This window comes from Cohnella pontilimi (genome assembly GCF_005049045.1).
In the GTDB taxonomy this organism is placed as follows: domain Bacteria; phylum Bacillota; class Bacilli; order Paenibacillales; family Paenibacillaceae; genus Cohnella; species Cohnella pontilimi.
On record NZ_SUPK01000013.1, the window covers coordinates 1 to 26,946 of the forward strand.

Annotated in this window: 27 protein-coding genes; all 27 read right to left on the reverse strand. The window is 55.9% G+C overall.

What is annotated here, in order from left to right; genetic code table 11:
- Positions 1 to 316: 316 nt before the first annotated feature.
- The 27 genes from lysS to E5161_RS19930 all read right to left on the reverse strand — a co-directional run bounded on the left by lysS (position 317) and on the right by E5161_RS19930 (position 26,863).
- Positions 317 to 1,828: a lysine--tRNA ligase gene (gene lysS / locus E5161_RS19800; protein WP_136779615.1), complete on the reverse strand. Its 1,512-nt coding sequence runs from the start codon at positions 1,826 to 1,828 to the stop codon at positions 317 to 319.
- Positions 1,829 to 1,921: 93 nt separating this feature from the next.
- Complete coding sequence (greA, locus tag E5161_RS19805; RefSeq protein WP_136779616.1) at positions 1,922 to 2,398, reverse strand: transcription elongation factor GreA; 477 nt, start codon at positions 2,396 to 2,398, stop codon at positions 1,922 to 1,924.
- Between the two features lie 200 nt (positions 2,399 to 2,598).
- Complete coding sequence (dusB, locus tag E5161_RS19810; RefSeq protein ID WP_136779617.1) at positions 2,599 to 3,627, reverse strand: tRNA dihydrouridine synthase DusB; 1,029 nt, start codon at positions 3,625 to 3,627, stop codon at positions 2,599 to 2,601.
- Positions 3,628 to 3,641: 14 nt separating this feature from the next.
- Positions 3,642 to 4,136: a 2-amino-4-hydroxy-6-hydroxymethyldihydropteridine diphosphokinase gene (gene folK, locus E5161_RS19815; protein ID WP_136779618.1), complete on the reverse strand. Its 495-nt coding sequence runs from the start codon at positions 4,134 to 4,136 to the stop codon at positions 3,642 to 3,644.
- Between the two features lie 5 nt (positions 4,137 to 4,141).
- Positions 4,142 to 4,534 carry a dihydroneopterin aldolase gene (gene folB, locus E5161_RS19820; RefSeq protein WP_136779619.1) on the reverse strand — a complete coding sequence of 131 codons (393 nt, stop codon included), beginning with the start codon at positions 4,532 to 4,534 and terminating at the stop codon, positions 4,142 to 4,144.
- Positions 4,534 to 5,391, reverse strand: a complete 858-nt coding sequence (gene folP, locus E5161_RS19825; protein ID WP_425456549.1) for a dihydropteroate synthase — start codon at positions 5,389 to 5,391, stop codon at positions 4,534 to 4,536. Before folP ends, folB begins: the two co-directional genes overlap by 1 nt.
- Positions 5,372 to 6,262 (reverse strand): aminotransferase class IV, encoded by an 891-nt coding sequence (locus E5161_RS19830; RefSeq protein ID WP_136779621.1) that lies wholly within the window; start codon positions 6,260 to 6,262, stop codon positions 5,372 to 5,374. Before E5161_RS19830 ends, folP begins: the two co-directional genes overlap by 20 nt.
- Positions 6,259 to 6,840, reverse strand: a complete 582-nt coding sequence (gene pabA, locus E5161_RS19835; protein ID WP_136779622.1) for an aminodeoxychorismate/anthranilate synthase component II — start codon at positions 6,838 to 6,840, stop codon at positions 6,259 to 6,261. Before pabA ends, E5161_RS19830 begins: the two co-directional genes overlap by 4 nt.
- Positions 6,821 to 8,386, reverse strand: a complete 1,566-nt coding sequence (locus E5161_RS19840; protein ID WP_246042469.1) for an anthranilate synthase component I family protein — start codon at positions 8,384 to 8,386, stop codon at positions 6,821 to 6,823. The genes pabA and E5161_RS19840 overlap by 20 nt, the downstream gene beginning before the upstream one ends.
- A 115-nt stretch (positions 8,387 to 8,501) precedes the next feature.
- The gene (cysK, locus tag E5161_RS19845) at positions 8,502 to 9,443 is read right to left on the reverse strand and encodes a cysteine synthase A (RefSeq protein ID WP_136779623.1); all 942 of its coding nucleotides are present in this window, start codon (positions 9,441 to 9,443) and stop codon (positions 8,502 to 8,504) included.
- 148 nt (positions 9,444 to 9,591) lie between these two features.
- Positions 9,592 to 10,557: a peptidylprolyl isomerase gene (locus E5161_RS19850; RefSeq protein WP_136779624.1), complete on the reverse strand. Its 966-nt coding sequence runs from the start codon at positions 10,555 to 10,557 to the stop codon at positions 9,592 to 9,594.
- Between the two features lie 3 nt (positions 10,558 to 10,560).
- A complete protein-coding gene (gene hslO, locus E5161_RS19855) occupies positions 10,561 to 11,457 on the reverse strand; it encodes an Hsp33 family molecular chaperone HslO (protein WP_136779625.1) in 897 nt (298 codons plus the stop codon).
- A 40-nt stretch (positions 11,458 to 11,497) separates the two neighbouring features.
- The gene (locus tag E5161_RS19860; protein ID WP_136779674.1) at positions 11,498 to 12,262 is read right to left on the reverse strand and encodes a type III pantothenate kinase; all 765 of its coding nucleotides are present in this window, start codon (positions 12,260 to 12,262) and stop codon (positions 11,498 to 11,500) included.
- Between the two features lie 98 nt (positions 12,263 to 12,360).
- On the reverse strand, positions 12,361 to 14,361 hold the full coding sequence (gene ftsH, locus E5161_RS19865; protein WP_136779626.1) for an ATP-dependent zinc metalloprotease FtsH: 2,001 nt from the start codon (positions 14,359 to 14,361) through the stop codon (positions 12,361 to 12,363).
- Between the two features lie 96 nt (positions 14,362 to 14,457).
- Complete coding sequence (gene hpt / locus E5161_RS19870; protein ID WP_136779627.1) at positions 14,458 to 15,000, reverse strand: hypoxanthine phosphoribosyltransferase; 543 nt, start codon at positions 14,998 to 15,000, stop codon at positions 14,458 to 14,460.
- A gap of 51 nt (positions 15,001 to 15,051) precedes the next feature.
- Positions 15,052 to 16,494, reverse strand: a complete 1,443-nt coding sequence (gene tilS, locus E5161_RS19875; RefSeq protein WP_136779628.1) for a tRNA lysidine(34) synthetase TilS — start codon at positions 16,492 to 16,494, stop codon at positions 15,052 to 15,054.
- Between the two features lie 22 nt (positions 16,495 to 16,516).
- On the reverse strand, positions 16,517 to 17,446 hold the full coding sequence (locus tag E5161_RS19880) for a serine/threonine protein kinase (RefSeq protein WP_246042467.1): 930 nt from the start codon (positions 17,444 to 17,446) through the stop codon (positions 16,517 to 16,519).
- Positions 17,430 to 18,182 carry a vWA domain-containing protein gene (locus tag E5161_RS19885; protein WP_136779629.1) on the reverse strand — a complete coding sequence of 251 codons (753 nt, stop codon included), beginning with the start codon at positions 18,180 to 18,182 and terminating at the stop codon, positions 17,430 to 17,432. The genes E5161_RS19880 and E5161_RS19885 overlap by 17 nt, the downstream gene beginning before the upstream one ends.
- A gap of 195 nt (positions 18,183 to 18,377) precedes the next feature.
- Positions 18,378 to 20,918, reverse strand: coding sequence for a stage II sporulation protein E (spoIIE, locus tag E5161_RS19890; protein ID WP_136779630.1), 2,541 nt, complete (start codon positions 20,916 to 20,918; stop codon positions 18,378 to 18,380).
- Between the two features lie 470 nt (positions 20,919 to 21,388).
- Positions 21,389 to 21,832 (reverse strand): S1 domain-containing RNA-binding protein, encoded by a 444-nt coding sequence (locus E5161_RS19895; RefSeq protein WP_136779631.1) that lies wholly within the window; start codon positions 21,830 to 21,832, stop codon positions 21,389 to 21,391.
- Between the two features lie 125 nt (positions 21,833 to 21,957).
- Complete coding sequence (locus tag E5161_RS19900; RefSeq protein WP_136779632.1) at positions 21,958 to 22,278, reverse strand: FtsB family cell division protein; 321 nt, start codon at positions 22,276 to 22,278, stop codon at positions 21,958 to 21,960.
- Between the two features lie 164 nt (positions 22,279 to 22,442).
- On the reverse strand, positions 22,443 to 23,036 hold the full coding sequence (gene yabQ, locus E5161_RS19905; RefSeq protein ID WP_136779633.1) for a spore cortex biosynthesis protein YabQ: 594 nt from the start codon (positions 23,034 to 23,036) through the stop codon (positions 22,443 to 22,445).
- Positions 23,033 to 23,311, reverse strand: coding sequence for a sporulation protein YabP (yabP, locus tag E5161_RS19910; protein WP_136779634.1), 279 nt, complete (start codon positions 23,309 to 23,311; stop codon positions 23,033 to 23,035). Before yabP ends, yabQ begins: the two co-directional genes overlap by 4 nt.
- Positions 23,312 to 23,357: 46 nt before the next feature.
- Positions 23,358 to 24,128: an amino acid ABC transporter ATP-binding protein gene (locus tag E5161_RS19915; RefSeq protein WP_136779635.1), complete on the reverse strand. Its 771-nt coding sequence runs from the start codon at positions 24,126 to 24,128 to the stop codon at positions 23,358 to 23,360.
- Between the two features lie 13 nt (positions 24,129 to 24,141).
- Complete coding sequence (locus tag E5161_RS19920; protein ID WP_136779636.1) at positions 24,142 to 24,810, reverse strand: ABC transporter permease subunit; 669 nt, start codon at positions 24,808 to 24,810, stop codon at positions 24,142 to 24,144.
- A 12-nt stretch (positions 24,811 to 24,822) separates the two neighbouring features.
- Positions 24,823 to 25,674: an amino acid ABC transporter substrate-binding protein gene (locus E5161_RS19925; protein ID WP_136779637.1), complete on the reverse strand. Its 852-nt coding sequence runs from the start codon at positions 25,672 to 25,674 to the stop codon at positions 24,823 to 24,825.
- A gap of 109 nt (positions 25,675 to 25,783) precedes the next feature.
- The gene (locus E5161_RS19930; protein ID WP_211246767.1) at positions 25,784 to 26,863 is read right to left on the reverse strand and encodes a lactonase family protein; all 1,080 of its coding nucleotides are present in this window, start codon (positions 26,861 to 26,863) and stop codon (positions 25,784 to 25,786) included.
- Between the last annotated feature and the right edge of the window lie 83 nt (positions 26,864 to 26,946).

Consider the following 26,946-nt stretch of genomic DNA (forward strand, 5'->3'; position numbering starts at 1 on the left):
ACTCTCCATAAAGGTAAAACTTTATTAGAGAGCCATGATGGCTCAATTTTAAATCGTTGTCCATCGTCTCAAATGAAACGACAGGGTCCGTATTACGCTCGATGTTCAGTTTTCAAGGAGCAATCTTTATTTCGTACCGCGTCAGAAGCGGCTTAAATAATATATCACGCTGGCTAGCCCAATGCAACCCTTTTTCAGCTGGTTGTTTCAGGCAATTCCGACGTATTTACGCATGTATTTCCGATATAGTTGGCGCAAACGATAAAGCCGCCTGCCCTGGCGGGCAGACGGCTTACTTCCAACGCAACAAACGAATTCAATCGTTCCCGCGCTCGCGCATATGCGGGAAGAGCAGCACATCCCGAATGGACGGCGAATCGGTGAGCAGCATAACCAACCGGTCAACGCCGATTCCGAGACCGCCTGTCGGCGGCATGCCGTACTCCAGCGAGCGGATGAAATCCTCATCCATTTCGTGCGCCTCGTCGTTGCCCGCGGCTTTCTCCGCCAGTTGTGCTTCAAACCGCTGACGCTGATCGATCGGGTCGTTCAGCTCGGTGAAGGCGTTGGCGTGCTCCCGCGCTACAATGAACAGCTCGAAGCGGTCCGTGAACCGGGGATCTTTGTCGTTCTTCTTCGCCAGCGGCGAGATTGCAACCGGATGGCCGGTCACAAACGTCGGCTGAATGAGCGTATGCTCCACGAACGTCTCGAAAAACGCGTTCACGATGTGGCCGAACGACATATGCGGCTCTACAGGGACCTTATGTTCTTTGGCCAATCGATGCGCATCCTCGTCCGACATCTGTGCGGTGAAGTCGATCCCTACGGCTTCCCGAATCAGGTCTGTCATGGATACCCGGCGCCACGGCGGCGCAAGATCGACTTCCTGGCCTTGATACGTAATCTTCGTCGTGCCGAGAACATCTTGCGCGATATGCGCAATCAAATTCTCAGTCAACCGCATGATATCTTCGTAATCGGCATACGCTTCGTAAAGCTCGATCATCGTGAACTCGGGGTTATGACGCGTAGAAATCCCTTCGTTCCGGTACACCCGGCCGATTTCGTACACTTTTTCCAGTCCGCCGACGATGAGCCGTTTTAAGTGAAGCTCAATGGCAATTCGCATATAAAGCTGCATATCGAGCGCGTTGTGATGCGTGATAAACGGCCGCGCAGTTGCGCCTCCCGCAATGGCGTGCAGCGTCGGCGTCTCCACCTCGAGATAACCGCGGTCATCCAAATAACGGCGCATCGACTGGATGATCCGGGATCGAGTGAGGAACGTCTTTTGCACATCCGGGTTCACGATCAAATCCACATAACGCTGCCGATACCGGGTCTCCACATCCTTAAGGCCATGGAACTTATCCGGCAGAGGAAGCAGCGACTTGGTCAATACGGCCAGCTCGCGCACCTTCACCGAGGTTTCTCCGGTCTTGGTCTTGAAGACCACGCCGCGCACTCCGACCAAGTCTCCAATGTCGAGCAGATCGAACGCCGCGAACTGGTTGCCGGGCACCGTATCTTGACGCACATAGATTTGAATCCTGCCGCTCAGATCCTGAATATGCGCAAATGCTGCCTTACCCATCCCGCGTTTCTGCATAATGCGACCGGCCAGGCTGACTTCGATCGCACGTGCTTCCAATTCTTCTTGAGAAAGCTCTCCGTATGCGGCCAACACGTCTCCGGCATGATTCTCGCGGTTGAACTTCGTACCGAAGGGGTCGACACCGAGATCCCGCAGCTCGTCCAGTTTATTGCGCCGAATTTGCAGCAATTCGCTGAGCTCGGCCGATTCGTTTACATCTGTATGTTCCATAACTTCCGTTCTCCTTCACTTGCTTATTAACAGCCAAAAAAGCTTCCGGAGGAAGCTTTTTCGCTGTCTGCGCTTGCCGGGGCAAGACCGCCATCACTTCTTGATATCGACGATTTTGTATTTAATGATGCCCGCGGGAACGTTCACTTCAACGGTGGTGCCTTTCTTTTTACCGATAATCGCTTTCCCGACAGGGCTCTCGTTGGAAATCTTGTTCTGCAGCGGGTCCGATTCGGCCGTTCCTACAATCGTATAATGAACGGTGTCGCCGAATTCCAGGTCTTTCACGATGACGGTGGAGCCGATGCCTACCGTATCGAGGTTGATTTCGTCATTGTTGATGATGCGAGCGTTGCGAAGCATCTTCTCCAGCGTGATGATGCGTCCTTCGATAAAGGCCTGTTCGTTCTTGGCATCCTCGTATTCGGAGTTCTCGCTAATATCGCCGTATCCGATCGCGATCTTGATGCGCTCCGCCACCTCGCGGCGTTTCACCGATTTCAGGTTCTCAAGCTCCTCTTCCAGCCTCTTGAGCCCATCGGGGGTTAAAAGGACTTCCTTATCGCTCATTTCACCGATCTCCAATCGTGGAATGGTCTATTGCCTGCTTAATTGGGTTACTCCAATATATGGTCTTTCCGCTTGGACATGACAGCTAAAAGGCTGGAACTTGATCCCATTCGCGCCCGACCTTGCGAATATTGGTTCTGATTATATTTCAACCCCCGGAAAATGTCAATTCGCGGAAATGCCTACAAAACCGCACGTTTTTAGTGAACCAGCAGTTCTCCGGACTCGGTGCCGTCCGTCGCTTCGCGGTCCATCTCGGCCTCCACCTTGTGAACATACTCTTCAAGAGCTGCCGCAACGGCATCCCGCTCCGTCATGTCCATCAGGGAATCTTTGACTTGTGCGGATCCCGGCAGCCCTTTCAAATACCAAGCGAGATGCTTGCGCATTTCACGCACCGCTTGCGCCTCGCCTTTCAGGTTGACCAGCCGATCGAGGTGCAGCAAGGCGATGCGGATCTTCTCGCTCGGTCTAGGCTCCGGCAGGATTTCGCCGCGCGTAAGGTAATGGACCGTACGATACAGCATCCACGGATTTCCGAGTGCGCCGCGGCCGATCATGACGCCGTCGCAGCCGGTATGTTCGAGTAGCCGCTTGGCGTCTTCGGGTGAAAACACGTCGCCGTTGCCGATGACGGGAATCGACACGGCCTGTTTAACGTCCCTTATAATATCCCAGTTCGCTTTGCCCGTATACAATTGCTCCCGGGTACGTCCATGCACGCTGACCGCCGCCCCTCCCGCACGTTCGACAGCTTGCGCGTTCTCCACCGCGTAAATATGCTGGTCATCCCAGCCGATTCGCATTTTCACGGTCACCGGCTTTTTCGCCGCTTCCACCGCATAAGAAACCATATCGTATATCTTTTTCGGATCCAGCAGCCAACGAGCTCCGGCATCACATTTGGTCACCTTCGGAACCGGGCATCCCATATTGATATCGATGATGTCCGCATTGGTGTTCTCATCTACATATTTCACCGCGGCCACCAGAGACTCCTTGTCGCCTCCAAAAATCTGCAGGCTCAGCGGTTTTTCTCTTTCATCCACATACAGCATTTCCAAAGTGCGCTGGTTGCCGTGCATGATCGCCTTGTCGCTCACCATTTCCGCGCATACCAGTCCGCAGCCAAATTCCTTGGCGATCAGCCGGAAGGCCGGATTGCATACGCCCGCCATCGGAGCCAGCACGACATTGTTATCCATCGGAATGTTGCCGATTTTCAGCATGGTTCTCAACTCCTTTACCGGGACTCGTCCAAAGTGCCCCATTGTCGAATTCCTGTTTCGTCCGGTCGCAGAGCTTCCAACACCGTCTGCCACGGAAACTTCAAACCGTTCGGCCAAACGTCGCGAAGCGGCACCAGCACGAACGCCCGCTCTCCCATGCGGGGATGCGGGAGCGTCAGAACATCCGTCTGCATCGTAACGTCTTCATACAACAGCAAGTCCAAATCGATCGTTCTCGGTCCCCAGCGGACATCCCGCACTCGGCCCATCTCTTTCTCGATCTGCAGCAGCTTCCGGAGCAGTTCGACAGGCGCCAAATCCGTCCTAATCGCTGCCGCCATATTCAGAAAAGCCGGCTGGTCGGTATAACCGACCGGTTCCGTCTCATATACGGCAGAAATTCTTCTTACTTCGATACCTGGCGTCAACCGCAATCGATCGATCGCCTCTGCCAAAGACCTCTCGCGTTCGCCGAGATTCGCACCTAACGCCACATACGCTTCCTTCAATCACGTCAATCCTTTACGGGTACGACATTTCCTTGGTCGTCCCTTTGTCTCCTAAGCTCCACCGTCACACCGTCGAACGTGATATCAAAAGGCGGGTTCGGCTTCGTCACGGAAACCGTGGCTTCGCTGATAATAGTATACGTACCGAGTATGCCCGACGCAATGTTTTCCGCCAGCGCTTCGATCAGCTTCACGGGAGGGCCTTCGACAATCCTCTTCACCAACGCGTGGATTTCGGCATAATTGACGGTATCTTCTACGTTGTCCGAGTGCGAGGCCCGGCTCAAATCCAACCGCAGATCCAGATCCACGATGAACTTTTGTCCCAGTTTATTCTCTTCCGCAAAAACTCCATGATAGCCGTAAAACTGCATACGCCGCAGCAGCATCCGGTCCATTATCGTCCGCTCCTTCCGGCCTGACGGTAAACGATCGCATCGGTCATGGCCGCGACCCGTTTCATCTGTTTGACGTCGTGAACCCGAACGATCTGGCATCCTTGCGCAATGCCGAGCGACACGGTCGCCGCCGTTCCCTCCAACGCGTCGTCCACCGTCACGTCCAGGGTGCGGCGGATGAAGGTTTTGCGCGATGTGCCCAGCAGTACGGGATAGCCCAGCCGGACGATCCGGTCCAACTGTCCCATGAGTTCGACATTTTCATCATAATCTTTCGCGAATCCGATGCCCGGATCGAGCCAGATGTTCTCCTCCGCTACTCCGGCCGCTCGTGCCCTGGCCACGGAAGCCTTCAAATCTCCCAGTACATCCGGCACGAAATCCGCGTAATCGCGCTGCTCCCTGTTATGCATCAAAATAACCGGACAACCATAATCGGCGGCAACGGCAGCCATCCCGGGATCCTGCTTGAATCCCCAAATATCGTTCAAAATATGCGCGCCGGCTTCCATGGCCTGCCTCGCCGTTTCCGCTTTGTAAGTATCCAGGCTGATCGGCAGCTTCACCGCCTCGCGGACCGCATGAATGACGGGCAGAATCCGCATCAGCTCTTCCTCGGTCGACACCGCTTCATGTCCCGGCCGGGTCGATTCGCCCCCGATATCGAGAATATCCGCTCCTTCTGCCGCCATCTCCCGCGCTTTTTCGACGGCGGCTTCCACGGCTTCGTAGCGTCCTCCGTCCGAGAACGAATCGGGCGTCACATTCAAAATACCCATGATCAACGTTCTCCGACCCAGCTCCAGTCGCAAACCGTCGTGAAAGGTGTAAGTTCGATTATAAAATGCAGGTTCCACCCGATTCGCCCCTCTCTGCGCAATTCCGATACCCTTTCATCAGCTGCAGGGTCCGGGAGCCGACGTCCAGATTCCGGACAGGACGGCCGCCTTCCTCCTCCAGACCGATGACCGGCACCACTTCCTGGACCGAGCCCGTCAAAAAGATTTCCTCCGCAGCCGCGAGATCGTTCCAGCTGAAACGCCCCTCCGATACTTGCCAACCGCCCGACGCCGCCAGCTCCATGACGAACGCCCGGGTAATGCCGGGCAGTGCGCCGGTCTCTAATGAAGGTGTGCATAGGACGTCACCGTTGAACCAAAACACGTTGCCCACGATTCCTTCGCACACGGATCCGCCGTTGTCCAGAAAAAGCCCTTCCGTGCCAGGACCGACACCGTCCGACGTCAGTTCCCGTTTCGCAACAATATTGTTCATATAATGGAAAGATTTTAACCGGACGCCGCCTTCCGGCGTGCTCCGGCGAACGCTCAGCCTGCGAAGCGTCTTGCCCGGCCGGCTGTCCGGCTCATCCGCCGCGAGCGGCTTGGCATATACGATTTCCATAGGAGCGTCATAGGGTTCCACGGGCAATCCGATCGGCCCGGAACCCGCGGAAACCGACCAACGGATATAAGCATCGGAAAGCCCGTTTGCCGTGAGCAAACGGGTTACACCTTCCCGAAGGCGGTTCGTATCGGGATCAAACTGGATACCGAGCATCCGGCAGCCGTCAGCTAAACGATCCGCGTGCCGTTCCAAAAGCCACGGCTTCCCTTGATAGGTACGGAATGTCTCGAAAAGCCCCATCCCGTATAAAAAGCCGTGATCAAACACCGAGATCACGGCCTCGCTGGATTCTTTCACTTGTCCGTTCAGCAAAACCTTCATGCCCTCACGCCACTCTTGCTGGCGAGAAAGTTGCGGAGAATCCGCAAACCGTCCTCGGTCATGATGGATTCCGGGTGAAACTGCACGCCTTCCACATTGTACTGTTTATGCCGCAGCCCCATAATTTCGCCATCCTCGGACTCAGCCGTTACTTCCAAGGAGTCCGGCAGCGTGTCCCTCTTTACGATGAGGGAATGGTAACGGGTTGCAGTGAACGGTGATGGAAGTCCCTCGAAAAGGGTACGCCCGTCATGCCGAATTTCCGACGTTTTGCCGTGCATCAGTTTCTCAGCCCGTACCACTTCACCGCCGAACGCTTGTCCGATAGATTGATGTCCGAGGCAAACGCCCATAATCGGAATTTTTCCCTTGAACCGTTCGATCAGGGCCAGACTGATCCCCGCCTCGTTAGGTGTGCACGGACCGGGTGAAATGAGAATATGATCCGGCGCCAGCTCAGCGATGCCTTCGAGCTCGATCTCGTCGTTCCTGCGCACGACCACTTCCTCGCCGAGCTCTCCCAAATACTGCACCAAATTATACGTAAAGGAATCGTAGTTATCGATCACCAGAATCATTTGGGGTCCCCCTTGCATAGGCCTCCGCCGTCCACAGCGCTTTGGCTTTGTTCAGGCATTCGTAAAATTCCCGCTCCGGGTCGGAATCGATGACGATCCCTGCCCCTGCCTGGATATGGCACAATCCGTCTCTCCACAGAATTGTGCGAATAACTATATTAAATTCCATATCCCCCGAGTAGTCAATCCATCCCATCGCTCCCGTATAGGCTCCCCGCCGCACGGGCTCCAGCTCTTCGATGATCTCCATCGTACGAATTTTCGGAGCCCCGGTAATCGTTCCGCCCGGAAATACGGCAGCCATGACGTCCAGCGCATCTTTGCCCGAAGCAAGCCGAGCCTCGACTTGGGAGACGAGATGCATGACATGAGAGTATTTTTCCACGGTGAGGAGCTCCGGCACTTTCACGGAACCGTAAGCCGCCACCCTTCCGAGGTCGTTGCGTTCCAGATCCACCAGCATGACGTGTTCCGCGCGTTCCTTTTCATTCGTGAGCAGCTCGTCTTCCATCGCCCGATCCTCGTCCGGCGTGCGTCCGCGTCTGCGGGTTCCGGCAATCGGGCGGGTGGTGAGCCGTCCGCCGTCCATTTTAACCAACAGCTCGGGGGAAGCGCTGACCAGCGAAAATTCAGGGGTACGGAGACAACCCATATAAGGAGAAGGATTCACCAGTCTCAGCCATTCATACAGTTCCTCGGGATCGGCGGCGGACGGACGGCTTTGCCGGAGAGAGAGGTTCACTTGGAACACGTCACCTTGCGCGATATATTCGCGGACACGCTCTACGGCCTGCATAAAATCGTGTTTGTCCAATGATGTTTGGAGTCCGGGAACCTTCTCTACGTCGAGATTCATCGGCTGTTCTTCGATTCGGCGAAGCATTGCCCTCCGTTTGGCCGCCAGCTCCGGAGAATCCGCCGTCTCGCGCCAGCGGATCCAGCTTTGCTCCATCTGGGCCGCGGTCTCTTCCGCCTGTCTAAACTTCCTCTCCAATTGTTGCGTGTCTAACTTTCCGGAGATCGGTGTGTGAACGGCTGCATAAATGGCGTTCTCCCGATGATCCGCAATCCAGAGCTGCGTATATCGTTGGTAGAGGAAGTCGGGCAACTGGAGATCGTCGACCGCCGATTCCGGGATCTTCTCCAAATGCCGCGCCATATCGTACGACCAAAAACCGAGCACCCCTCCTATGCAATCAGGTACTCCAGCGAGCTTCGGAGCCGTCGTCTGATTCAACCAATCTCGCATCATGTGAATCGGTTCTCCTTGCGCCTCGTATAGTTGCACCCATCGGTCGTCTCGATTTTCCATAACCTGAACCTGAGGACCTCGCCCTGTCAGCACCGACACCGGACGAGCGCCGACGATCGTATAACGACCGCCTTTGCCGCTTTCCAACACGCAGGCGTACTCGGAAGCGTCCGCCCATAATCCATCCCACAATGCAGGCAGTAAGCCGGATCCGCCTTCCGGGACATCAAGCTTCCGTACGAAAGGCAACATCGAGTACTCCCCGTTCCAGCGATGCCATTGCGACCCGTTCACCAAATCCAAAATCCGCCGACCTCCGTTCGAAATCCCGACAACGTCACACTCCATTTTACCAAAAAAAAGCCTCCGCATTGCTGCGGAAGCCCCCTTACATACCCTGCTCCGATTATCAGTTGTCGAAGTTAAACAACGGCGTGCTCAGGTAACGTTCGCCGTTAGACGGCACGATGGCCACGACGCGTTTGCCTTCACCCAGCTCTTTGGCCACTTTCAGAGCGGCGTGGATGGCGGCGCCGGACGAAATACCGCACAGGATGCCTTCCTGCTTCGCTGCGGCACGAGCCACTTCGAACGCCTCGTCGTTCTCGACGGTAATGACCCCGTCGTAAACTTGGCGATTCAATATTTCCGGAATAAAGTTGGCACCGATGCCCTGGATTTTATGAGGTCCAGGGTTGCCGCCGGACAGCAGCGGAGAACCGGCCGGCTCAACCGCGTAAATTTTGATGTTCGGGAAGTTCTTCTTCAGCACTTCGCCGGCGCCCGAGATCGTTCCCCCGGTACCGATGCCGGCAATGAACGCGTCCAGCTTGCTGTCCAAAGAGTTGATCGCTTCGACGATTTCCGGACCGGTCGTTTCGCGGTGAATTTTCACGTTGTCCGGGTTTTTAAATTGCTGCGGCATGAAATAGTCGTTGTTCTGGGCCGTAATCTCTTCCGCCTTCTTAACGGCGCCGTTCATGCCTTCGGAACCCGGCGTCAATACGAGCTCCGCTCCGTATGCGCGAAGCAGGTTGCGGCGCTCCAAGCTCATCGTCTCCGGCATGACGAGAATGGCGCGGTACCCTTTCGCGGCTGCGACCATCGCCAATCCGATGCCGGTGTTCCCGCTTGTCGGTTCTACGATCGTCGTGACGCCCGGTTTGATGTCGCCGCGTTTCTCGGCTTCTTCAACCATGCTGATCGCGATCCGGTCTTTCACGCTCGCGCCGGGATTCTGGTATTCCAATTTCACATAAATCTCCGCGCTTCCGGCCGGTACGAGACGGTTCAAACGAACCAGCGGCGTATCTCCGATCAATTCGGTAATGCTCTGCACAATCTTCGCCATGACATTCCCTCCAATATAAAGGTACGGCTCTGCCGCATCGGTGCATTAATCCGACTAAATCAGTCGGCTTTCATTATGCTTTCATCTTATCAACCCGCTAATGGAATGTCAATAGCCGCCGCTGTCCCCGTCGGCCGGTTCGCATGCGTTACCGGTCCACCGCTGAGGAAAGCCGAGGATCCAATACTTTGGCGCCGTATTTGCTCAGAAGACGCCGTTCGAGTTCGCGAATCGGAACCGCTTGCTGCATGGCCAGCTGTCTGCGAATCTCTTCCCGCACGGCAGAGAGCGGCTGACCGTCCGTTGTCTGCGTGCCTTTTAACTGAACCACTGCATATCCGGCATCGATTTTGACCGGTCCCGCAATTTCTCCCACATTCAACTGCGAGGCAGCTTGTAAAACGCGCGGATCTTGAAACGAGTCGTTTTCGTCGACCCAGCCCAAATAACCGCCGGTTTCCGCCGTCATCTCGTCTGTGGAGTACTCGCCGGCCAATGTACCGAAATCCGTACCTTGTTCGAGCTGCGACAGTACGTCATTCGCTTCGGCTTTAGAGGAAGTCACGATCCAGGCCAGCTCAAACTGCCGGCGAGAGGAGTAATCCCCCTCATGTTGCTTATAATATCCGGCGATTTGCTGTTCCGTAATCTGAACGTCCCGAGTGGCCAGCTTTTCCACCAACAGCCGGTATTTCGCGTCTTCTCGAACCGCTTCCTTGTCCAAACCGAGCTGCTTTTGCATAACGGCATAAAATTGGGCTTCTCCTTCATACCCTTCCATCATGCTTTTCAGTTCCTGTTCCAGCTCCTGCGCGCTTACCGTCAATCCGAGTTTTGCCGCTTCCCGGTTTACCGCTTCATGGAGCATGATCTCCCGAAGCGTGTCGCTGCCATAGGAGGACAGAAGACGCTGCGTCAATTCCGCTCGGCTGATCGATTTCCCGTCGACAACGCCGACAGTATCGGCGGAGACTTCGCCCTTGGAGCCCGCGGACGGGGTGGCCGGCGAGATCTCCTTATTGTCATCGGACGCGGGAGAACAGCCGGTCAAGACGACAGGCATCACAATCGTCACGAGCAGCAGCCGGCGCAGCGGCAAAACAATTTTCCCCATCGTTCAGTCTCCCCTCCGCCGCACCTCCGAAGCCTGCCGATGAAGGTCTTCCAGATCCTCGGCGGAGAATGCGTAAGTCTCGTTGCAAAAATGGCAAAGCACATCCGCTTTCCCGTCTTGATCGATCAAGCTGCGCAGTTCCTCCGCCCCGAGCGTAAGCAGCGTATTGGCAACCCGTTCCCGGGAGCATTTGCACCGGAATATAGGCTCCACTCTTTCGTGAATCGTCAGGTCGTCCCCGACCAAGAAACGCAAAATGCTTTCGGGCGTTTCCCCGCGGTCCAGCAGGGCAGTGATATGGGGCATGCCGGATACAGCCTGTTCCAGCCGCTCAAGCTGATCATCCGGCATTCCGGGCATGACCTGTACAATAAATCCGCCGGCGTGCAGCACGGAGTTGTCCACGTCCACCAGCACGCCAAGCCCTACGGCGGAAGGCACTTGCTCTGATTCCGCGAAATAATAAGTAAAATCCTCGGCCAGTTCTCCGGATATAATCGGAACGCTGCCGCGGTACGGTTCTTTCAGCCCCAAATCTTTAATCACATTCACATATCCGTTCCGGCCGACCGCGCCGGCTACATCGAGCTTCCCTTGTGGGTTGCTCGGGAGATGGGTATGCGGGTGATCCACGTAACCCCGCACCTCCGCTTCGGAATTGGAATCGATCACGATTTGGCCGAGCGGACCGTCTCCCTTCACTTGAATCGTCAACCTTGCTCCGTCCTTCAACATGACGCCCATCATGGCGCCCGCCGTGGCGGATCTGCCGAGCGCGGCCGTTGCTGTCGGATATGTATCATGCCGGCGCTGAAGCTCCGCCACGAGGTTGGTCGTACGTGCGGCAAACACCCGGATTCCGGCGTTCCACGCCGTACCGCGTATCAATTCGTCTTTCATCGTTGTCGTGCTGCTCCCTTCTGTAAGCGGGTAACTCCTTTTACCCGTTCCTTTCGTAAACGATGCGAAGTCCTTCCAGCGTAAGCAGCGGGTCGACCGTCTCGATCGCCTCGGACTCTCCCGCGATCAATTCGGCCAGCCCGCCGGTCGCGATGACGCGGGGATTCACGCGGAATTCTTCGCGGATCCGGCGTACGATCCCATCCACCTGTCCCGCATAGCCGTAAATAATGCCGGCTTGCATGGCCGCTACCGTATTGCGCCCGATCACGGTGCGCGGTTTGGCCAATTCGATCCGCGGCAGCTTGGCCGCCCGCTGGTACAGGGCCTCCGCCGAAATCCCGATGCCCGGAACGATCGCTCCACCCAAATAGGCGCCGTTTTCGTCGATGTAGTCGAAGGTGGTGGCCGTTCCGAAGTCGACGATGATGAGCGGGGAGCCGTACTTCTCAATGCCGGCCACAGCATTGACGATGCGGTCCGCGCCTACTTCTTTCGGGTTTTCGTACCGGATGTTCAAGCCGGTTTTGATCCCGGGTCCGACGACCAGCGCTTCTTTGCCTACATATTGGACGAACAACCTCTCCAAAATGTTCATTAACGGCGGTACGACGCTGGACAAAATGACGCCTTCGATCTGATTCGCATGAACTTGGGCCAGCTGAAACAAGTTCATGATCATAACGCCGTATTCGTCCACCGTGGTGGAGCGGTTCGTGCTGAGCCGCCAATGATGGTTCAGCGTCCGGTCCTCATACAATCCGAGCACAATGTTGGTATTCCCGACATCCACGACCAAAATCACGGGTGCTCCCCCTTTTTTGCTGCTTTTCATTTCGATCGTTTTCTCAAAAAAACCGCAAACCGCAGCATCGAAGCTGCGAGTTGCGGTTTTGGTCACGCTTATCGGTTGCCTTCTTCCGGATCGTCACTGGGGTCCGGCGTTTGCGTGGCGGTCGGATCGTCTTCCCGCGTCTGGATGCGGACACGAACCCCGCTGCCAAGCGTGTCGATGATCGGATCGCTCTTCGGCTCTTCGCTTCCGCTGTTCGAGCCGTCGCCTCCGTTACCGTCGAGCGTTCCCGTTTCGATGAGATTCTTGATCTGGTCGAGATCCAGCGTCTCTTCTTCGAGCAGCGTTTGCGCGATTTTGTGAACTTCATCGCTCTTCTCCGTGAGGAGCTGTTTCGCGCGGTCGTAACACGATTGAATGATTCGCTGCATCTCTTGATCGATCTCGTAGGCAATCGCGTCGGAATAGTTCTGCTCATGTCCGAGGTCGCGGCCAAGGAACACTTGGCCTTGCACGTTGCCGAACTGCATCGGCCCGAGCCGTTCGCTCATGCCGTACTCCATGATCATGCTGCGTGCGATTCCGGTCGCCTGTTTAAAGTCGCTGTAAGCGCCGGTGCCGATTTCGCCGATGAACAGCTCTTCGGACACGCGTCCGCCAAGCAAGCCGGTAATTTTATCAAGCAGCTCCTGCTTCGTGACGAGCATGCGGTCTTCCTTCGGCAGCATAATCACGTAGCCGCCCGCACGTCCGCGCGGGATGATCGTAACCTTGTGCACCATATCGGCATTCTCGAGGAAGTATCCGACGATCGTGTGACCCGCTTCATGGTAAGCGACGATCCGCTTCTCCCGGTCGCTGATCACGCGGCTTTTCTTCTCGGTGCCGACAATGACGCGGTCGATCGCCTCATCCACTTCCCGCATGGCGATATCTTTCTTGTTGCGGCGAGCCGCGAGGAGAGCGGCTTCGTTCAGCAGGTTCTCGAGGTCCGCGCCGGTGAATCCGGTCGTCCGCTTGGCGATCGTGTCCAGCTTCACGTCTTTGCTCAGCGGCTTGTTGCGGGCATGTACCTTGAGCACCGCTTCCCGGCCTTTGACGTCCGGACGATCGACCGTGATCTGACGGTCGAACCGGCCCGGGCGAAGCAGCGCAGGATCCAGAATGTCGGGACGGTTCGTTGCGGCCACGATGATAATTCCTTCGTTCGCGCCGAACCCGTCCATCTCGACGAGCAATTGGTTGAGCGTCTGTTCTCGCTCGTCATGTCCGCCGCCGAGGCCTGCGCCCCGTTGACGGCCGACGGCGTCGATCTCGTCTATGAAGATGATGCACGGAGCATTCTTCTTCGCGTTTTCGAACAAATCCCGCACGCGGGATGCGCCCACACCGACGAACATTTCGACGAAGTCGGAGCCCGAGATGCTGAAAAACGGAACGCCCGCTTCGCCTGCCACAGCGCGCGCCAGAAGCGTTTTACCCGTACCCGGAGGACCCACGAGGAGAACCCCTTTCGGGATGCGGGCGCCAAGCGCGGCGAATTTGCGCGGATCTTTCAGGAATTCGACGACTTCCACGAGCTCCTGCTTCTCTTCATCGGCGCCGGCCACGTCTTCGAAGGTGACGCGTTTCTTCTCTTCATTATAGAGACGCGCGCGGCTTTTGCCGAAATTCATGACTTTGCCGCCGCCGCCCTGCGCCTGATTGATCAGGAAGAAGAACAGGATGAACATGATCACGAACGGAATGATCGAGGTGAGGAAAGTGAGCCAGAAGTTCTCGCCCGGCATCCTCTTCATTTGAAGATCATAGCCTTTGGTCTTGCTCAAATCTTCGAACTGTTTCGCCACATAATCCGCCAGAGGCGCACGTGCGGTGAAAGTACTGTTTTTCTGATCATTCGGCTTCTTATATTTACCGGTAACCAGATAGGTCCCGTTCTGAATTTGCATCGTGAGGCTGGAGACGTTACCTTGTTCGACGACTTGGACAAGTTGTTTATAGCTCAACTCATCGGTGGTCTCGTTTTTGCTGATGAAAAACTGGACAATTCCGACGGTCACCAAAAATATAAGCAAATAAAAGCCTGTGTTGCGGATGATTCGGTTCATCCCTGGCCTCCTCTCGACACACTTACATCATTTTACCATAGCCTGTCTTAGCATCACAATAGAACGCGGCGGCGCAACCCGCGTCCCTGCACGGCTTCAGCTGCCGGAGTAAACTTCAGGTTTCAGCACGCCGACGAATGGAAGATTGCGGTACTTCTCAGCGTAATCGAGACCGTATCCGACGATGAACGCGTCCGGGATGACGAAGCCGGTGTAATCGGCATTCAACTCGACCGTGCGGCGCGCCGGTTTGTCGAACAATGCGACTACCTTAACAGACCGCGCGTTGCGGCGCTCGAGCACATCGATCAGATAGCTGAGCGTGAGGCCGCTGTCGATAATATCCTCGACGATGATGACGTTTCGCCCTTCCACGGAGGTGTCCAGGTCCTTAATAATTTTCACTTCGCCGGATGAGCGGGTGGAGTTGCCGTAGCTGGACACCGCCATGAAATCGAGTTCGATCGGCACGGTGATGTTTTTGACGAGATCGGCCATAAAAATAAAGGCGCCTTTAAGCACGCAGATCACGAGCGGGTTGCGCTCTTCATAATCCCGGCTGACCGCGGCTCCCAGCTCCTTCACTTTACCCTGAATTTGTTCTTCCGAATAAAACACTTCTTGAATGTCGTTTAACAAAGAGGGGACCTCCCAGTCGGATTAATAAACGGTATGATGGCATTGCTCCATTCATGTCCTTGTTCGTGGATCGGCATCCGTTTCGCGGACCGCAATTCGGATTGTGCTCCTCGTGTCCGCTCCCACGAGCGCGATGCGGGAACGCCTAAGTCCGGGAATCCACAAAATCCGGCCTTGCGCGTCCGCGACCAGCGGCCATTGGCCCCGCTTGGAGCGCGGCACTTTGGCATCGACGAACATATCTTGCACTTTTTTGGAGCCGTTTAGTCCACATGGTTCCATGCGGTCGCCGGGCTCCCGGCTTCGGACGGACAATGGCCACACGAGCTTCGATGCGTCAAAAAAAGCCTCCCACCGATTGTCCGGCGGCGAGGAAACGGCTCCTTCCAGACGTTGAAATTCGAAAACAGTCCCGGAATCGCCCGCGTGCATCGATAGTGCGGACTCCGGTTCGGTCACTTCATATCGAAATCCGGTCCGGTTCGGCGGCTCAGGTCCGATATACAGCTCATCGTATTCCCGGACGAATCTCCAGCCGTTTCCGATGTCGATCCGCGTTACGGAAGGGCGGTCATCCGCCGCAGCCTGCAGAATCTCTTCGATTTGCCGGAACTCTCGGAAATGAGAAGGGCTCACAGAATAACTTAATATTAGTTTAATCAATCTGCGTTGTAAAGCGACGTGCAGGCCGCGGAACCCGCTTCGCTCCAGCCGGAAGCCTTGTCCGGCACGCACCGACATCCGGGCGAGAACGCGGGCGGTCTCCGCCTCCAGGTAATCGTCGTCGGCCTCCGCCATTTCCGCCAGCCGAATCAGCGACTCCTTCAGCCGCGGATTGTAGCTCTCCAGCATCGGCAATAAATCGAGACGGACGGCGTTTCTAAAATACTTCCGGCTTAAATTGCTGCTGTCGATCGCGAATGGAATCCCGTTTCTCTCGCAATACGCTTGAAGCTCCCATTTGGGTATACGCAGAAGCGGCCGGAGCAGTTCCAAATTTCCCTCTTTGCGCCGGTAGGGAATTCCCGCCAAACCTCCGATACCGGTTCCCCGAAGCACCCGCATCAATACCGTTTCCGCCTGGTCGTCGGCATGGTGGCCGAACATCAGATGCGTAGCTCCGTGACGTTCCGCCACCGTTCGCAGAAACTCGTAGCGTTTCTCCCGGGCGGCCGCTTGCGCGTTCATTCCGGTTTCTTCTATATAAGACGGCACGTCGATCGCCGCCGATTCCAAGGGCACGCCCCACTTCGCCGCCGTTCCGGCGACCAGTTCGGCCTCCGCCTGGGCTTCCGCCCCCCGGAAACGATGATTGACATGAGCGGCTACGAGCCGGAAAGGACGTTCGGCGGCGATACACAGGAGCAGATGCAGTAGCGCCATCGAGTCCGGTCCGCCGGAGACCGCGGCCACGACAACATGGTCCGGCTTCCCCCAGCCTGCCGCCTCCGCTTCCTTTTTGACGCAGATCAACAATTCGTCTCGGCTTTCCATCCGCAGCCCGTCCCTTTCGCGATTATTGGAGAAACCACACGGCCGCCACCGCGGCGCACAGCACAACCGAACCCGCAAGCAGCCCCGCCATCCAGCCCGGCACATGAGATTCGGACGACTTCGCGGTTCGTTCCGAGCTGCGGATCGCCTGCCGCCATTCGAGCAAAGCTTCTCTGGTATCCTGGAAACCGCCGCGGAACGCCTTCTCCATCCAGCCTTCCATCGTCCGAAGCCGCGGATGGCTTCGCACCAGCTTCATCAATTCGCCGGGATGACGATTTTGCGGCAGCAATGCTCGGGTGAGCTGCAGCAGCCGCTTGCCGTCGAGGGCATGCAGCCATAACATGGCGAAAGCGAACCAATCATAAGCGGGGTCGGCGGTTCGGCTGCCGGCCGACCAATATCCCCGGTCGTAAATCTCGGTAAATTGCCGCACGCTTCGGCCCGCCGCGGTCGCCCCTCCGAAATCGACGAGCTCGACCGCTCCGTAGTCATGTACTAGTACATTATCTGTTTTGATGTCGGAAAACACCCATCCGGCTTCATGCAGCTCGGCCAGCCGCTCCAGCAGCCGGTAGCCGACGACGCCCATCCACTGAGAACCGTGGCGTTTCAAATAAGCGCTGACCGGCGTACCCGGCACATACCTCATCGCGTAAAACGGCAGATCGCGCCCATCCAGCGTAAAATCGTCCACATCAAGCAAAAACGGGACCCGCCCGCGTTTCTTTCCGGTATGATCGAGCGAAGCGAGGACGTTGGCTTCTCCTTGCAATTCGGCAGCTTCGTCGCTAAATTTAAGCGCGCAAACGGAGCGCCCGAGGGAGGCCAAATACACCTGCCCGTTCGCTCCGATACCAAGTAATCGTTCAAGCCGATATTTTTTTCCGTTCCACTTGCCCTTCACGAGAGTGCCGGGTGGCAGTTGCACTTTCTCAGACGACGTAGTCACTCCGCACCTCTTCGTTATCGCCCCGCTCGATATGCGGAGGTTCCAGAAGTTCTGACTTGATAATACCACATGTTTCCCTTATAAAATCAACTACCTGCAACAGGGCCGGTCCCGTGGGCGTCGTCCCTTTCATCCGGATCCGGGTGAACATAGAATGGAGTTTGCCCGCTTCCGTCGTCCAACCGCAATCCAGCACGCATGGCAAATGCCCGAAATCGCCCGGAAAATGAAACACCGCCACCGCGCTTCTCCCATTCCTCGACTGAAGGCTCAGCGCAAGATCGCGAACGGCGTCCTCCACCGCGTGCAGCTTTGGCTTCATGCTGGCGCTCGCGTCGATCAGCAAAGCGACGCGCAGCTCGGACGTTTCTTCCAGCTCGTCCATCACCCGGACCACTTCAGCCCGTTTGGGCGGCGGCAGCGCACCGACTGAATCAAGACCGAACAGCTGTTTGAGCTCTTGGTTCACCGCGTGCCGGATCGTGCCCGCGACCGTTTGCCGCGTCATCATTTGCACGGTATGTGACAGTTGATGGGTCGTCACGATGCGGCTCATGCCGCCGCCGGCTTTGGCAATTTCGGCGATTTCGACCGCTCCCTGCTCTCCAATGGCGCCTTCATCTATCACGCCGGCGACATTGACGGTAATGCCTTCCGCAAACGCCAACGCCGCCGCAGATACCGGACTTTCGCCGACGTTGGAACAGCCGTCGGTTATCAGAAGAATTTGTTTCACCGCTCTCACTCCTCCCTACTCTATCAGCAGTTTCGCCAGATAGAGAAAGATTTAATCCTGCCGGAGCGAAGCGGAGGTTCGGAAAAAGGCGAAAGAGCCCCGGGCGGGGCTCTTCGTGAAAGAGGCAAATTGAAGAGGTATAGAGGCATCAAAGAGGACTAACGGGGAATTTCCGATCGGTACCACGTTTCCGGTTCAGCTCACCGTCCTTGGACGCTCCACCCGGCCCATGCCGGGGAAGCGGAATGCCGCCCATTCGGGCTGATAACGAATCACCCGAGTGACCACAACGGTCATGTCGTCCCGAATGCCGCCCGTCGGGTTCTGACGAAGCGCAATGCTGAGCAGCTCGTCCGCCAGCTCCTGCGGGTCATCCGTTTCAATTTCCTGAAGCACCCTCTTCATCCACATCTCCTTATTCATCGCGTGACCGGGTGCGTCCAGCACGCCGTCCGTCATCATAATCAGGGTATCGCCGGGCTGCAGCTGCACCCTTAACAAATCGATCTCGATTTCCTGCAAAATCCCGATCGGCAAGTTGTTGGCCGCAATCGGGATAATCTCCCTCCCTCGTTTAATAAAGCTCGGAGTAGAGCCGATTTTGAGCATGGTCGCATGCGCCGAAAATAAATCGATTAATGCGAGATCGACCGTCGCGAACATCTCGTCCGGCGACCGAAGCAGCAAGATCGAGTTAACGGATTTAACCGCCAGCCGTTCGTCGATGCCCGATTGCAACATCTGCTCCAGCATCGTGAGCGCGGCGCTGCTCTCCATCCGCGCGCGAACCCCGTTGCCCATTCCGTCGCTGATCGCCACCGCGAATTTACCGTTATACAATTCGGTCATCGTAAAACTGTCGCCGGACATCAGATCGCCGTCCTTCGCCGCTCCGGCCACACCGGTCTCGACTTCGAACGCTTTCGCCGAAGAGAATGTCACGGTCGTTAAATGTACCGCCGGATCACCGCCGCGTTCCTGCCTTACGCATACCGTTTCTCCAAGTATTTCGGAAAGGAGCGGCGCGATCATTTTCCGGCATTCGTCGTACCCCGCCTTGAAGGCGTGTACCATTTCGATCTCGACTCTTCCCTCCTCCAGGCTCATGATATCTATACTCTGAACGGCCAGCCCCAGCCTGTCGATTGCGTCGCGGATTTCTTCCTCCTGGCGCTCCATTTGCTGGGCTTCCCGCCGGATTTCCCGTACCAGATCGTCCATGACCTGCGAGACGCCCGACAGTTGATCCGCCACCAAATACCGGCTGTCCTGCAGCTGCCTTCTCCAATGCAGATCATGCCGGTATAGATCGTACTCCCGTTTGAGGATATCCAGCACGAGAGGTGTCTTTACACATATTCGCGTCCAAGGTTTGGGTATCTGCGACGGCAGCATGTCCGGCTCTTTCTCTACCGCGCTCAGCATGTCGGTCATAAGCTTGTAGGTTTGGAAAAATTGAGCGTCCCAGCAGGCGCCTCGCTTATGGCAGCCGGCGCACGCTTTCTCATGGACCGCGCCTACGAAATGATCGAAATCCCGGCTGCCTTGATCCGGATTGCCGGCCTGCGTCATTTGGCGAAAGCTCCCCGACAGCTGCCGGAACACTTCGGAAAACCGGGATACCCTCTCGGCGGTAAGATCGCGAACTTTTTTCGCATACTCGCGCTGATTTTGGGCATAATGGGGGGTGCCCGGTACATATTTTGATATAGCATCGGTCGCTTTTCTGGGAGTGAGGAAAAAGAACGCCGCGGCAGCCAGCGTGGCCCACGTGGACGCCAGCATCGCTCCGGAATCCGGCGCGTACATCCCCAGCACGGATGTGCCCAGCAATAGTCCCAACATGGAGCCGGCCTTGCCTCCTTCCCGCATCAACCCCGCCATGAGGCCGCCGAAAGCGAGCAAGCCGATTTCTCCCATGGCGCCGAGATCGGATAAAGAGAGCATGATTCCGGCCACCACGCCTGCGGAAGTGCCCAGCGACACTCCGCCGACGAACGCGGCTAACAGCACGACATAGCGGGTGAACACCGCCGACGTCTCCACTCCATACACCGTCCAGCCGGCCAAGCCCGTAATCAGGCAAGCCGCGAGGATCAGCACGCCGATCCATTCCTCGTGGCGCAGCTGAACCGTTTTTTTGGTCCGGTTCAGCACGGGCAAGGCATGAACGAACAGCATGGTGAGCACGAATGCCATCGCGGCTTCCACCGCCGTCCATACATAAGGCAGCCAATCCGGATTATCTTCCAGAACGGTCTCGAACATTCGGACAAGCAAACTGGAGGCAAACACCACGACCGGTGCATGTGACAAGTCCGCCTTTTCGTAAAGCTCCAGTCCCCGGACCAGCAAATAGAGCACTCCGATTTCGCCGGCAATCACCGCGGGTGCCGGATCCGCCGCCCAGAAGCTGCCGCTGATCAGAGCCGCTGCCGCCCAGAAAGCCATATCCCGTCTTATGTACATGATGACGCCGAAAAAAGCGGCCGCAAAGGGTGCCAAATGTTCCAACAACTCTGCCCTGCCGAGCAGAAAGCCCATCAACACCGTCAACAACACCCACTGCTTTTGCCGAAAAGCTTGACCCCACCGCGCGAGACGCTGCGGAGACGTACCGGAAGCTTTCACCTTTCGGCTCCTCACGAACCAGCGCTTTCTGGCGGGAGACGAAGAGGAACCGGGATGATAGCTTCCATGCCTCGGCACGAACGGTACGACGGACGACTTGTCCATTTTGAACACCCTTTCTCCAAGTGAATGTGCCTCTAATTATAGAGGGGTGCCAGGGCGAAAGTTTGTCAGAAGGCGTAGGAGCTGCAAAAGTTTTTTCCGACAGTTCCGGCACTCTCGCGGGACGGTTTTCGAGAGTCGGACAAACCCGCGGCGGGCGTGAAGATTTCTCCCTAACCGGAAAGTACGTTCCCTTGGTCGTCGGGTGACATCTTGATCTAACTCGGGGACTTCCGACGGCATTGCCGATTCTGTAAACAGACGCCATCCGCGCATCGTTGCCGGATGACCTCGAATGGAAGCAAATGTCAGGTGGCATGGTGGGTATATTGTTCAAAATTTCCCTTTGTCGATATCCCCTTCGCTCAGTTGCGGAACGGGTCGCTGAGCGAAGGGGATATTGGTAAAGCAAATGAAATGAAAATGCAAAAAAACCGGATCCCATGATCCGGTTCAATGCTCTTTTGTGTATATTACGACCGGCGTCCGCCCCGGCCGCCTCGTTTGGATTCGGTGCTCTTCTTCAAGGTGGAAATACGTTCCTCGCTGTCCTTGAGGAAACGGCTCACCTTGTCTTCGAACGTCGCACGTCCGCCGCCGCCGGCTCTAAATCCGCCCCGGCCGCCGCCGCGATCGCCGCCGCCGCGAGGTCCACGGTGCTGTTGCTGCTGTTCCGGCGGTTTGTCTACAGCCTGTCGAATGGACAATCCTATCTTGCCATTCTGGTCAACGTTGATGACCTTGACCGTTACCACGTCATTGATCTTCAGATGCTCGTGGATGTCTTTCACATAGCTGTCGGCAACCTCGGAAATGTGGACGAGACCCGTGACGCCTCCCGCGAGGTCCACGAACGCTCCGAAATGCGTGATGCCGGTCACTTTGCCCTCCAATTTGGTGCCCACTTCGATGGCCATAAAAACCGATGTTCCTCCCTGAACCTGAATGTTCCCGAACCTAGTGTGTCCGGTATGCCGATTATAACCGACCGCGGAAAGCAAGGCAACAGACGCATGCCCCGTGCCAAGCGGCCTGAGCGGCTTTACGGCGCGGATTTCTCAAATTGAATCGGTTGCTCGCCAGGCATTCCCATTCCCTGGTCTCTGCGAGCGATTTGGCCAATATACTCGGGATCGTTCAAGCGGGAGATCTCCTGCTTGAGGGCGTCACTCTTGGCTTCGGCATCGGTCAGCTTCTTGCCGCTTTCCCGCATTTGACTGTACGCCGTGTTCAGATGCGTATATTGGTCGACCAACGTATACGCAGCCCAGCTCATGAAAATGATCATGACGAACATCAATAGCTTCAATCTTCTGCGGGCTCCGATGGCTGCGGGTGTGCTTGCGGCTGTACGGGATGACATGTCCGATGCCTCCTTTCTCCAGAATGCGCTTTCTCCCTGACATGCCAAAACTGCAAAGTCTGCGGGTCGCGATCATTATAGCATATTTTGGGACGCCGGAAATATAATTCTTCCGATTCAATTCCTTCTATTACCCGCTTCGAACGGTGTCGAAACACCTCTGACTATGTTTTTTTTCGAAAAAAGTCCCACGCCGCCTTCAATTTGTTTTTGAAACGTACCGCCGCTTCCCATATCTCCCGTGCTTTTCTCCGGACAGGAAGCATTCGCCCCCAAGCCCAACGGCCCGGCCGTTTCAAAGGCTTCAGCAACAGCCGGAATGTCCACAACAGCAGAGCCGCCGTGATCACGAACAAAATATCCAGAAGCTTGGCCAACAACCGGACAACCCATAGGAGAGGAACGATCAGCAGGACACGGACACCCTTGGCCAACAGGAGGATGATCCGGGTCCCGGTATTGTAAATCCACGCAGCCAGCTTGACCATCCAGCCGCTGATCAGACCGAAATAGCCGGTAACGCCGATGCCAAGCCCGAGGAAGACGTACATCCGAACTTCGCCATGATTGCTGTCGAGCAATACGGAAAAGACGCCAATCGTGGCCGCCGACCAGAACGCCAGATCCAGCACCGGAAGCAGCCATCGAGGAATCCGGAAACGCCGTGCCGCCACCCGGTAAAAATCGAACACCGTTCCCATGGCCACGCCGCACACGATCATCCAGCCGATGGTCGTCCATTGGGAAGCCGCGTTCACTTGAACAACTTCCCGAATAAGCCCTTCGATTTGCCCGCGCTGCCGGCGTCGAGATAGACAAGGGAATTTACCGTCCCCTCAATGGCAACGAGGCCTTGCTCCAGGCTTAAATTTTTCATATGCAGATTCTGCCCGCGAACCGCCAGAAAACCGCATTCCGTGACCAGAAGAAATTCTTCGTTGTCGAAGCTCTCGACGTTGCCCACGCCGGTAATTTCCAGCGTTTTGCGGTTCAGCATCCGGATTTCATGGTGCTTGGCTTTGCCGTGTTCCATGGCACGTCCCTCCCTCACTATCTACCTTATGGGGGGACGAACCGGTTTAGAACGTTGCTTGTACAGGCGGTTCGGTTCCGCTTACGCGGGATAAAAATGCCTTTGTACGCTCATTGGCAGATTGCCGGAACACTTCATCCGGGGTTCCACGCTCCACAATTCGCCCATTGTCCATGAATACGACGGTATCAGCCACGTCTGCCGCGAACTTCATCTCATGCGTAACCACCACCATTGTCCGTCCTTCAGCGGCTAGAGCTTTCATCACATTGAGTACTTCCCCTACGAGCTCAGGGTCGAGCGCCGATGTAGGCTCATCAAACAGTAGTAAATCCGGATCCATAGCGATCGCGCGAGCAATGCCGACACGCTGCTGTTGACCTCCGGACAGTTGATACGGGTATGCTTCGGCTTTCTCTTCCAAGCCCACTTTGCGAAGCATCTCCATTGCGAGGCTTCGCGATTCGTGCTTATCCGCCTTCTTTACTGTAATCAAGCCTTCCATCACGTTCTCCACAGCGGTGCGATGCGGGAAAAGATTATAGCTTTGAAACACCATTCCCGTCCGCTGCCTGAGCTCGAGAATATCGATTTTACGAAGTTTGGTGCCCGGCGAGAATGTCAATTGAAGATCGCCGACCGTCATTTCTCCCTCCGTTGGTGTCTCAAGAAGGTTGATGCATCGCAACAAGGTGGTTTTGCCCGATCCGGAAGGACCGACAATGACCAACACTTTGCCTTTTTCCAGTCGAAGGTCGATATCCCGAAGCACCTCAATATCACCGAACGACTTTTTGAGTTTTTTCATCTCCAGCAAGTCGTAATCCCTCCTATCTGGCCGTATACCGATCGAAATGCTTTTCCAAGCGCGCTTGTCCATAAGAAAGTACCGAGCTGATCACTAGATAGATCAGTGCGGCTTCCGAATAAAGCAACAACGGTTCGTATTGCGCAGCGGTGATCTGCTGCGATACTTGGAACATCTCTGTCACTGTAATCGTAGCGGCAAGGGAAGTATCTTTCACCAAGCTGATGAAAGAACTCGCGAGCGTAGGCGTTGCGACTCGCGCCGCCTGCGGCAGCACAGCCCGTTTCAACGCCTGCCAATACGTCATGCCAAGGGAGTAACAAGCCTCCCACTGACCTTTCGGAATCGACAAGATTGCAGCTCGGATTGTCTCCGAACCGTAGGCTCCGACACTAAGGGTAAATCCGATCACAGCCGCCGGGAACGGGTCGATGATAATTCCCACCTTGGGGAGCCCGTAAAATATGATGAACAATTGAACGAGCAAAGGCGTTCCGCGAATGATCCAAACATAAAATTGAGCAAGCCAGACGAGCGGTTTGAAACTCGACAACCTGGCCAGTGCCGTGAGAAGCGCAACAAGCAACCCGAGCACAAATGAGATGATGGCCAGGGGAATGGTAAAAGCTACCGCTGCTTTGAGCAACGGTAGCAAGGAGTCCATAAATATTTGTATCTGTTTATCGGTCATAGAAATCGTCCTTTATTTGGAGACGTCTGCACCGAAATATTTCTCGGAGATTTGCAGGTAAGTGCCGTCGCTTTTCATCTCATCCAGCGCTTTGTTTACCGCGTCGACGAGTTCCTGGTTGCCTTTATTGAACAAGAATGCGCTTTGAGAAGCATCAGCTGTTTCAGCCACCACTTTAATCGGCGCATCCGGCTTCTGTTTCTTGAAATCTAAGAAGGAAAGCCCGTCATTGATGGTAGCGTCAATCCGTTTAGAAAGCAACAGTTCGATCGCTTGGTTGAAGCCGTCGGTTTGAACAATTTTTGCGCCATTGGATTTTGCAATGTCTGTCAAATTGCTCGTCAACGACTGGCCGGCTTTTTTGCCTTTCAAATCCGAAAGCTGCTTAATGTCGTTATTGTCTTGATGAACGATCAAAACCGCTTTGGATACGATGTAAGGCGAGGAAAAATCGTATTTTTCTTTGCGGTCGTCACGGATGGATACCTCGTTGGCCACCATGTCGAAGCGTTTGGCGTCAAGACCGGCGAACATGCCGTCCCACTTCGTTTCAATAAACTCAGGCTGAACCCCGAGGCGCTTGGCCACCTCTTGCGCCAGCTCCACGTCAAAGCCGGTCAGTTTCCCATCTTTATCGTGGAACGTGAACGGAGCGTATGTTCCTTCCGTTCCGATCCGGATTTTGCCGCTGGCTTTGATGGAATCCAGCAGCGTTTGTCCCGACGCGGATGCACTCGCACTCGCGGATGAGGAAGCCGCCGGGGAAGAAGCCGCCCCTTGGACGTTGTTATCTCTTTTTCCGCAGGCTGAGAGGATCAAAACGAATGACAGCACCAGCGCAAAAACCGTGAATTGTTTTCTCATTTCAGAAAATCCCACTCTCTGTCTCAAATTAATCCGATAGAATAAATCGGAATATATGTGCTTGATAGTAACACCTTGCTTTGTCACCGTCAATACTTTTGGACAGCGTTTATTCAAGAAGGCGTATCAGCACGCAAACCGGCTTGTTCACCGAAAGCTCCACTCCCTGGTAAATCGGCAAACCGGATTGCTTATCCAAGCGAAACAATACGAGATTGTTGGTGTCCTGATGAGCGGCAATCAGCCATTCACCGTCAGGCGTCAGCGTAAAATGTCTCGGATTGCGGCCCCGGGTCGAGACATGTCCGGCTGCCTCCAGTTGTCCCGTAGACGCGTTGATTTGGAAAATGGCGATGCTATCATGTCCGCGATTGGACACATAAACAAATCGGCCGTCTGGAGAAACCGCAACTTCGGCGCACGTACTCTCTCCCGTGAAGCCGGCAGGCAGCGTAGACAAGGTCTCCTCGCGCTGCAGCTTTCCCGGCTCCGGATAGGAAAAACGTGTAATGGTATTGCTGAGTTCATTTACCACATACGCCGACCGGCCATCCGGGTGAAACGCCAGATGCCGCGGGCCGTCGCCGGGCGACAATGGCGCCGTGCCATGGCCGGTCCATTCGGAACCGCCTTCGCCCTGTTTATAAATCATAACATGGTCCAACCCAAGATCCGGTACGAACAAATATTGCCCGCCTTCCGGTCCGAAAACGGCGGCGTGGGGGTGAGGCGCTTCCTGCCGCTGCGGGTTCGGACCCGATCCCGCGTGCCGGAGGCGGACCATCGCTTCGCCGGGTTTGCCGTCCGTATGCAGCGGATATAACGTCACAGCCGCTCCGGCATAGTTGGCCACGGCCAGCCATCTTTCCTCGGGATCCAGCATGAGATGGCAAGGTGCGGCTCCATGGGTGAGACGTTCCCAGCCCGCTTCAAGCTTACGCATGTCCGGGGCGACCGGATAGGCGATCATGCGACCGCCCGGCTGTCCGTCTGTTTCCATCGTCTCGCTCACGGCGTACAGCACCGAGCCGTCTCGGTTCATCGCGAGAAAAGAAGGGTTCTCGATACCGCCGTATTCCGCGGTTTTCACCCACTCTCCGGTCGCTGCGTCCATCTCCACTCTCGTAATGCCCGCTTCGTCGGGTTTCGCATAGGATCCGATCCACAATTCCCACGTTCGGTTTTGCACCACTGGTCCTTCCTCCGTTCCACAAAAAATGCCGCCCTTAGGCGGCGTATAGCGGTTCTGGCTTTATATTACCCTAATTTCCT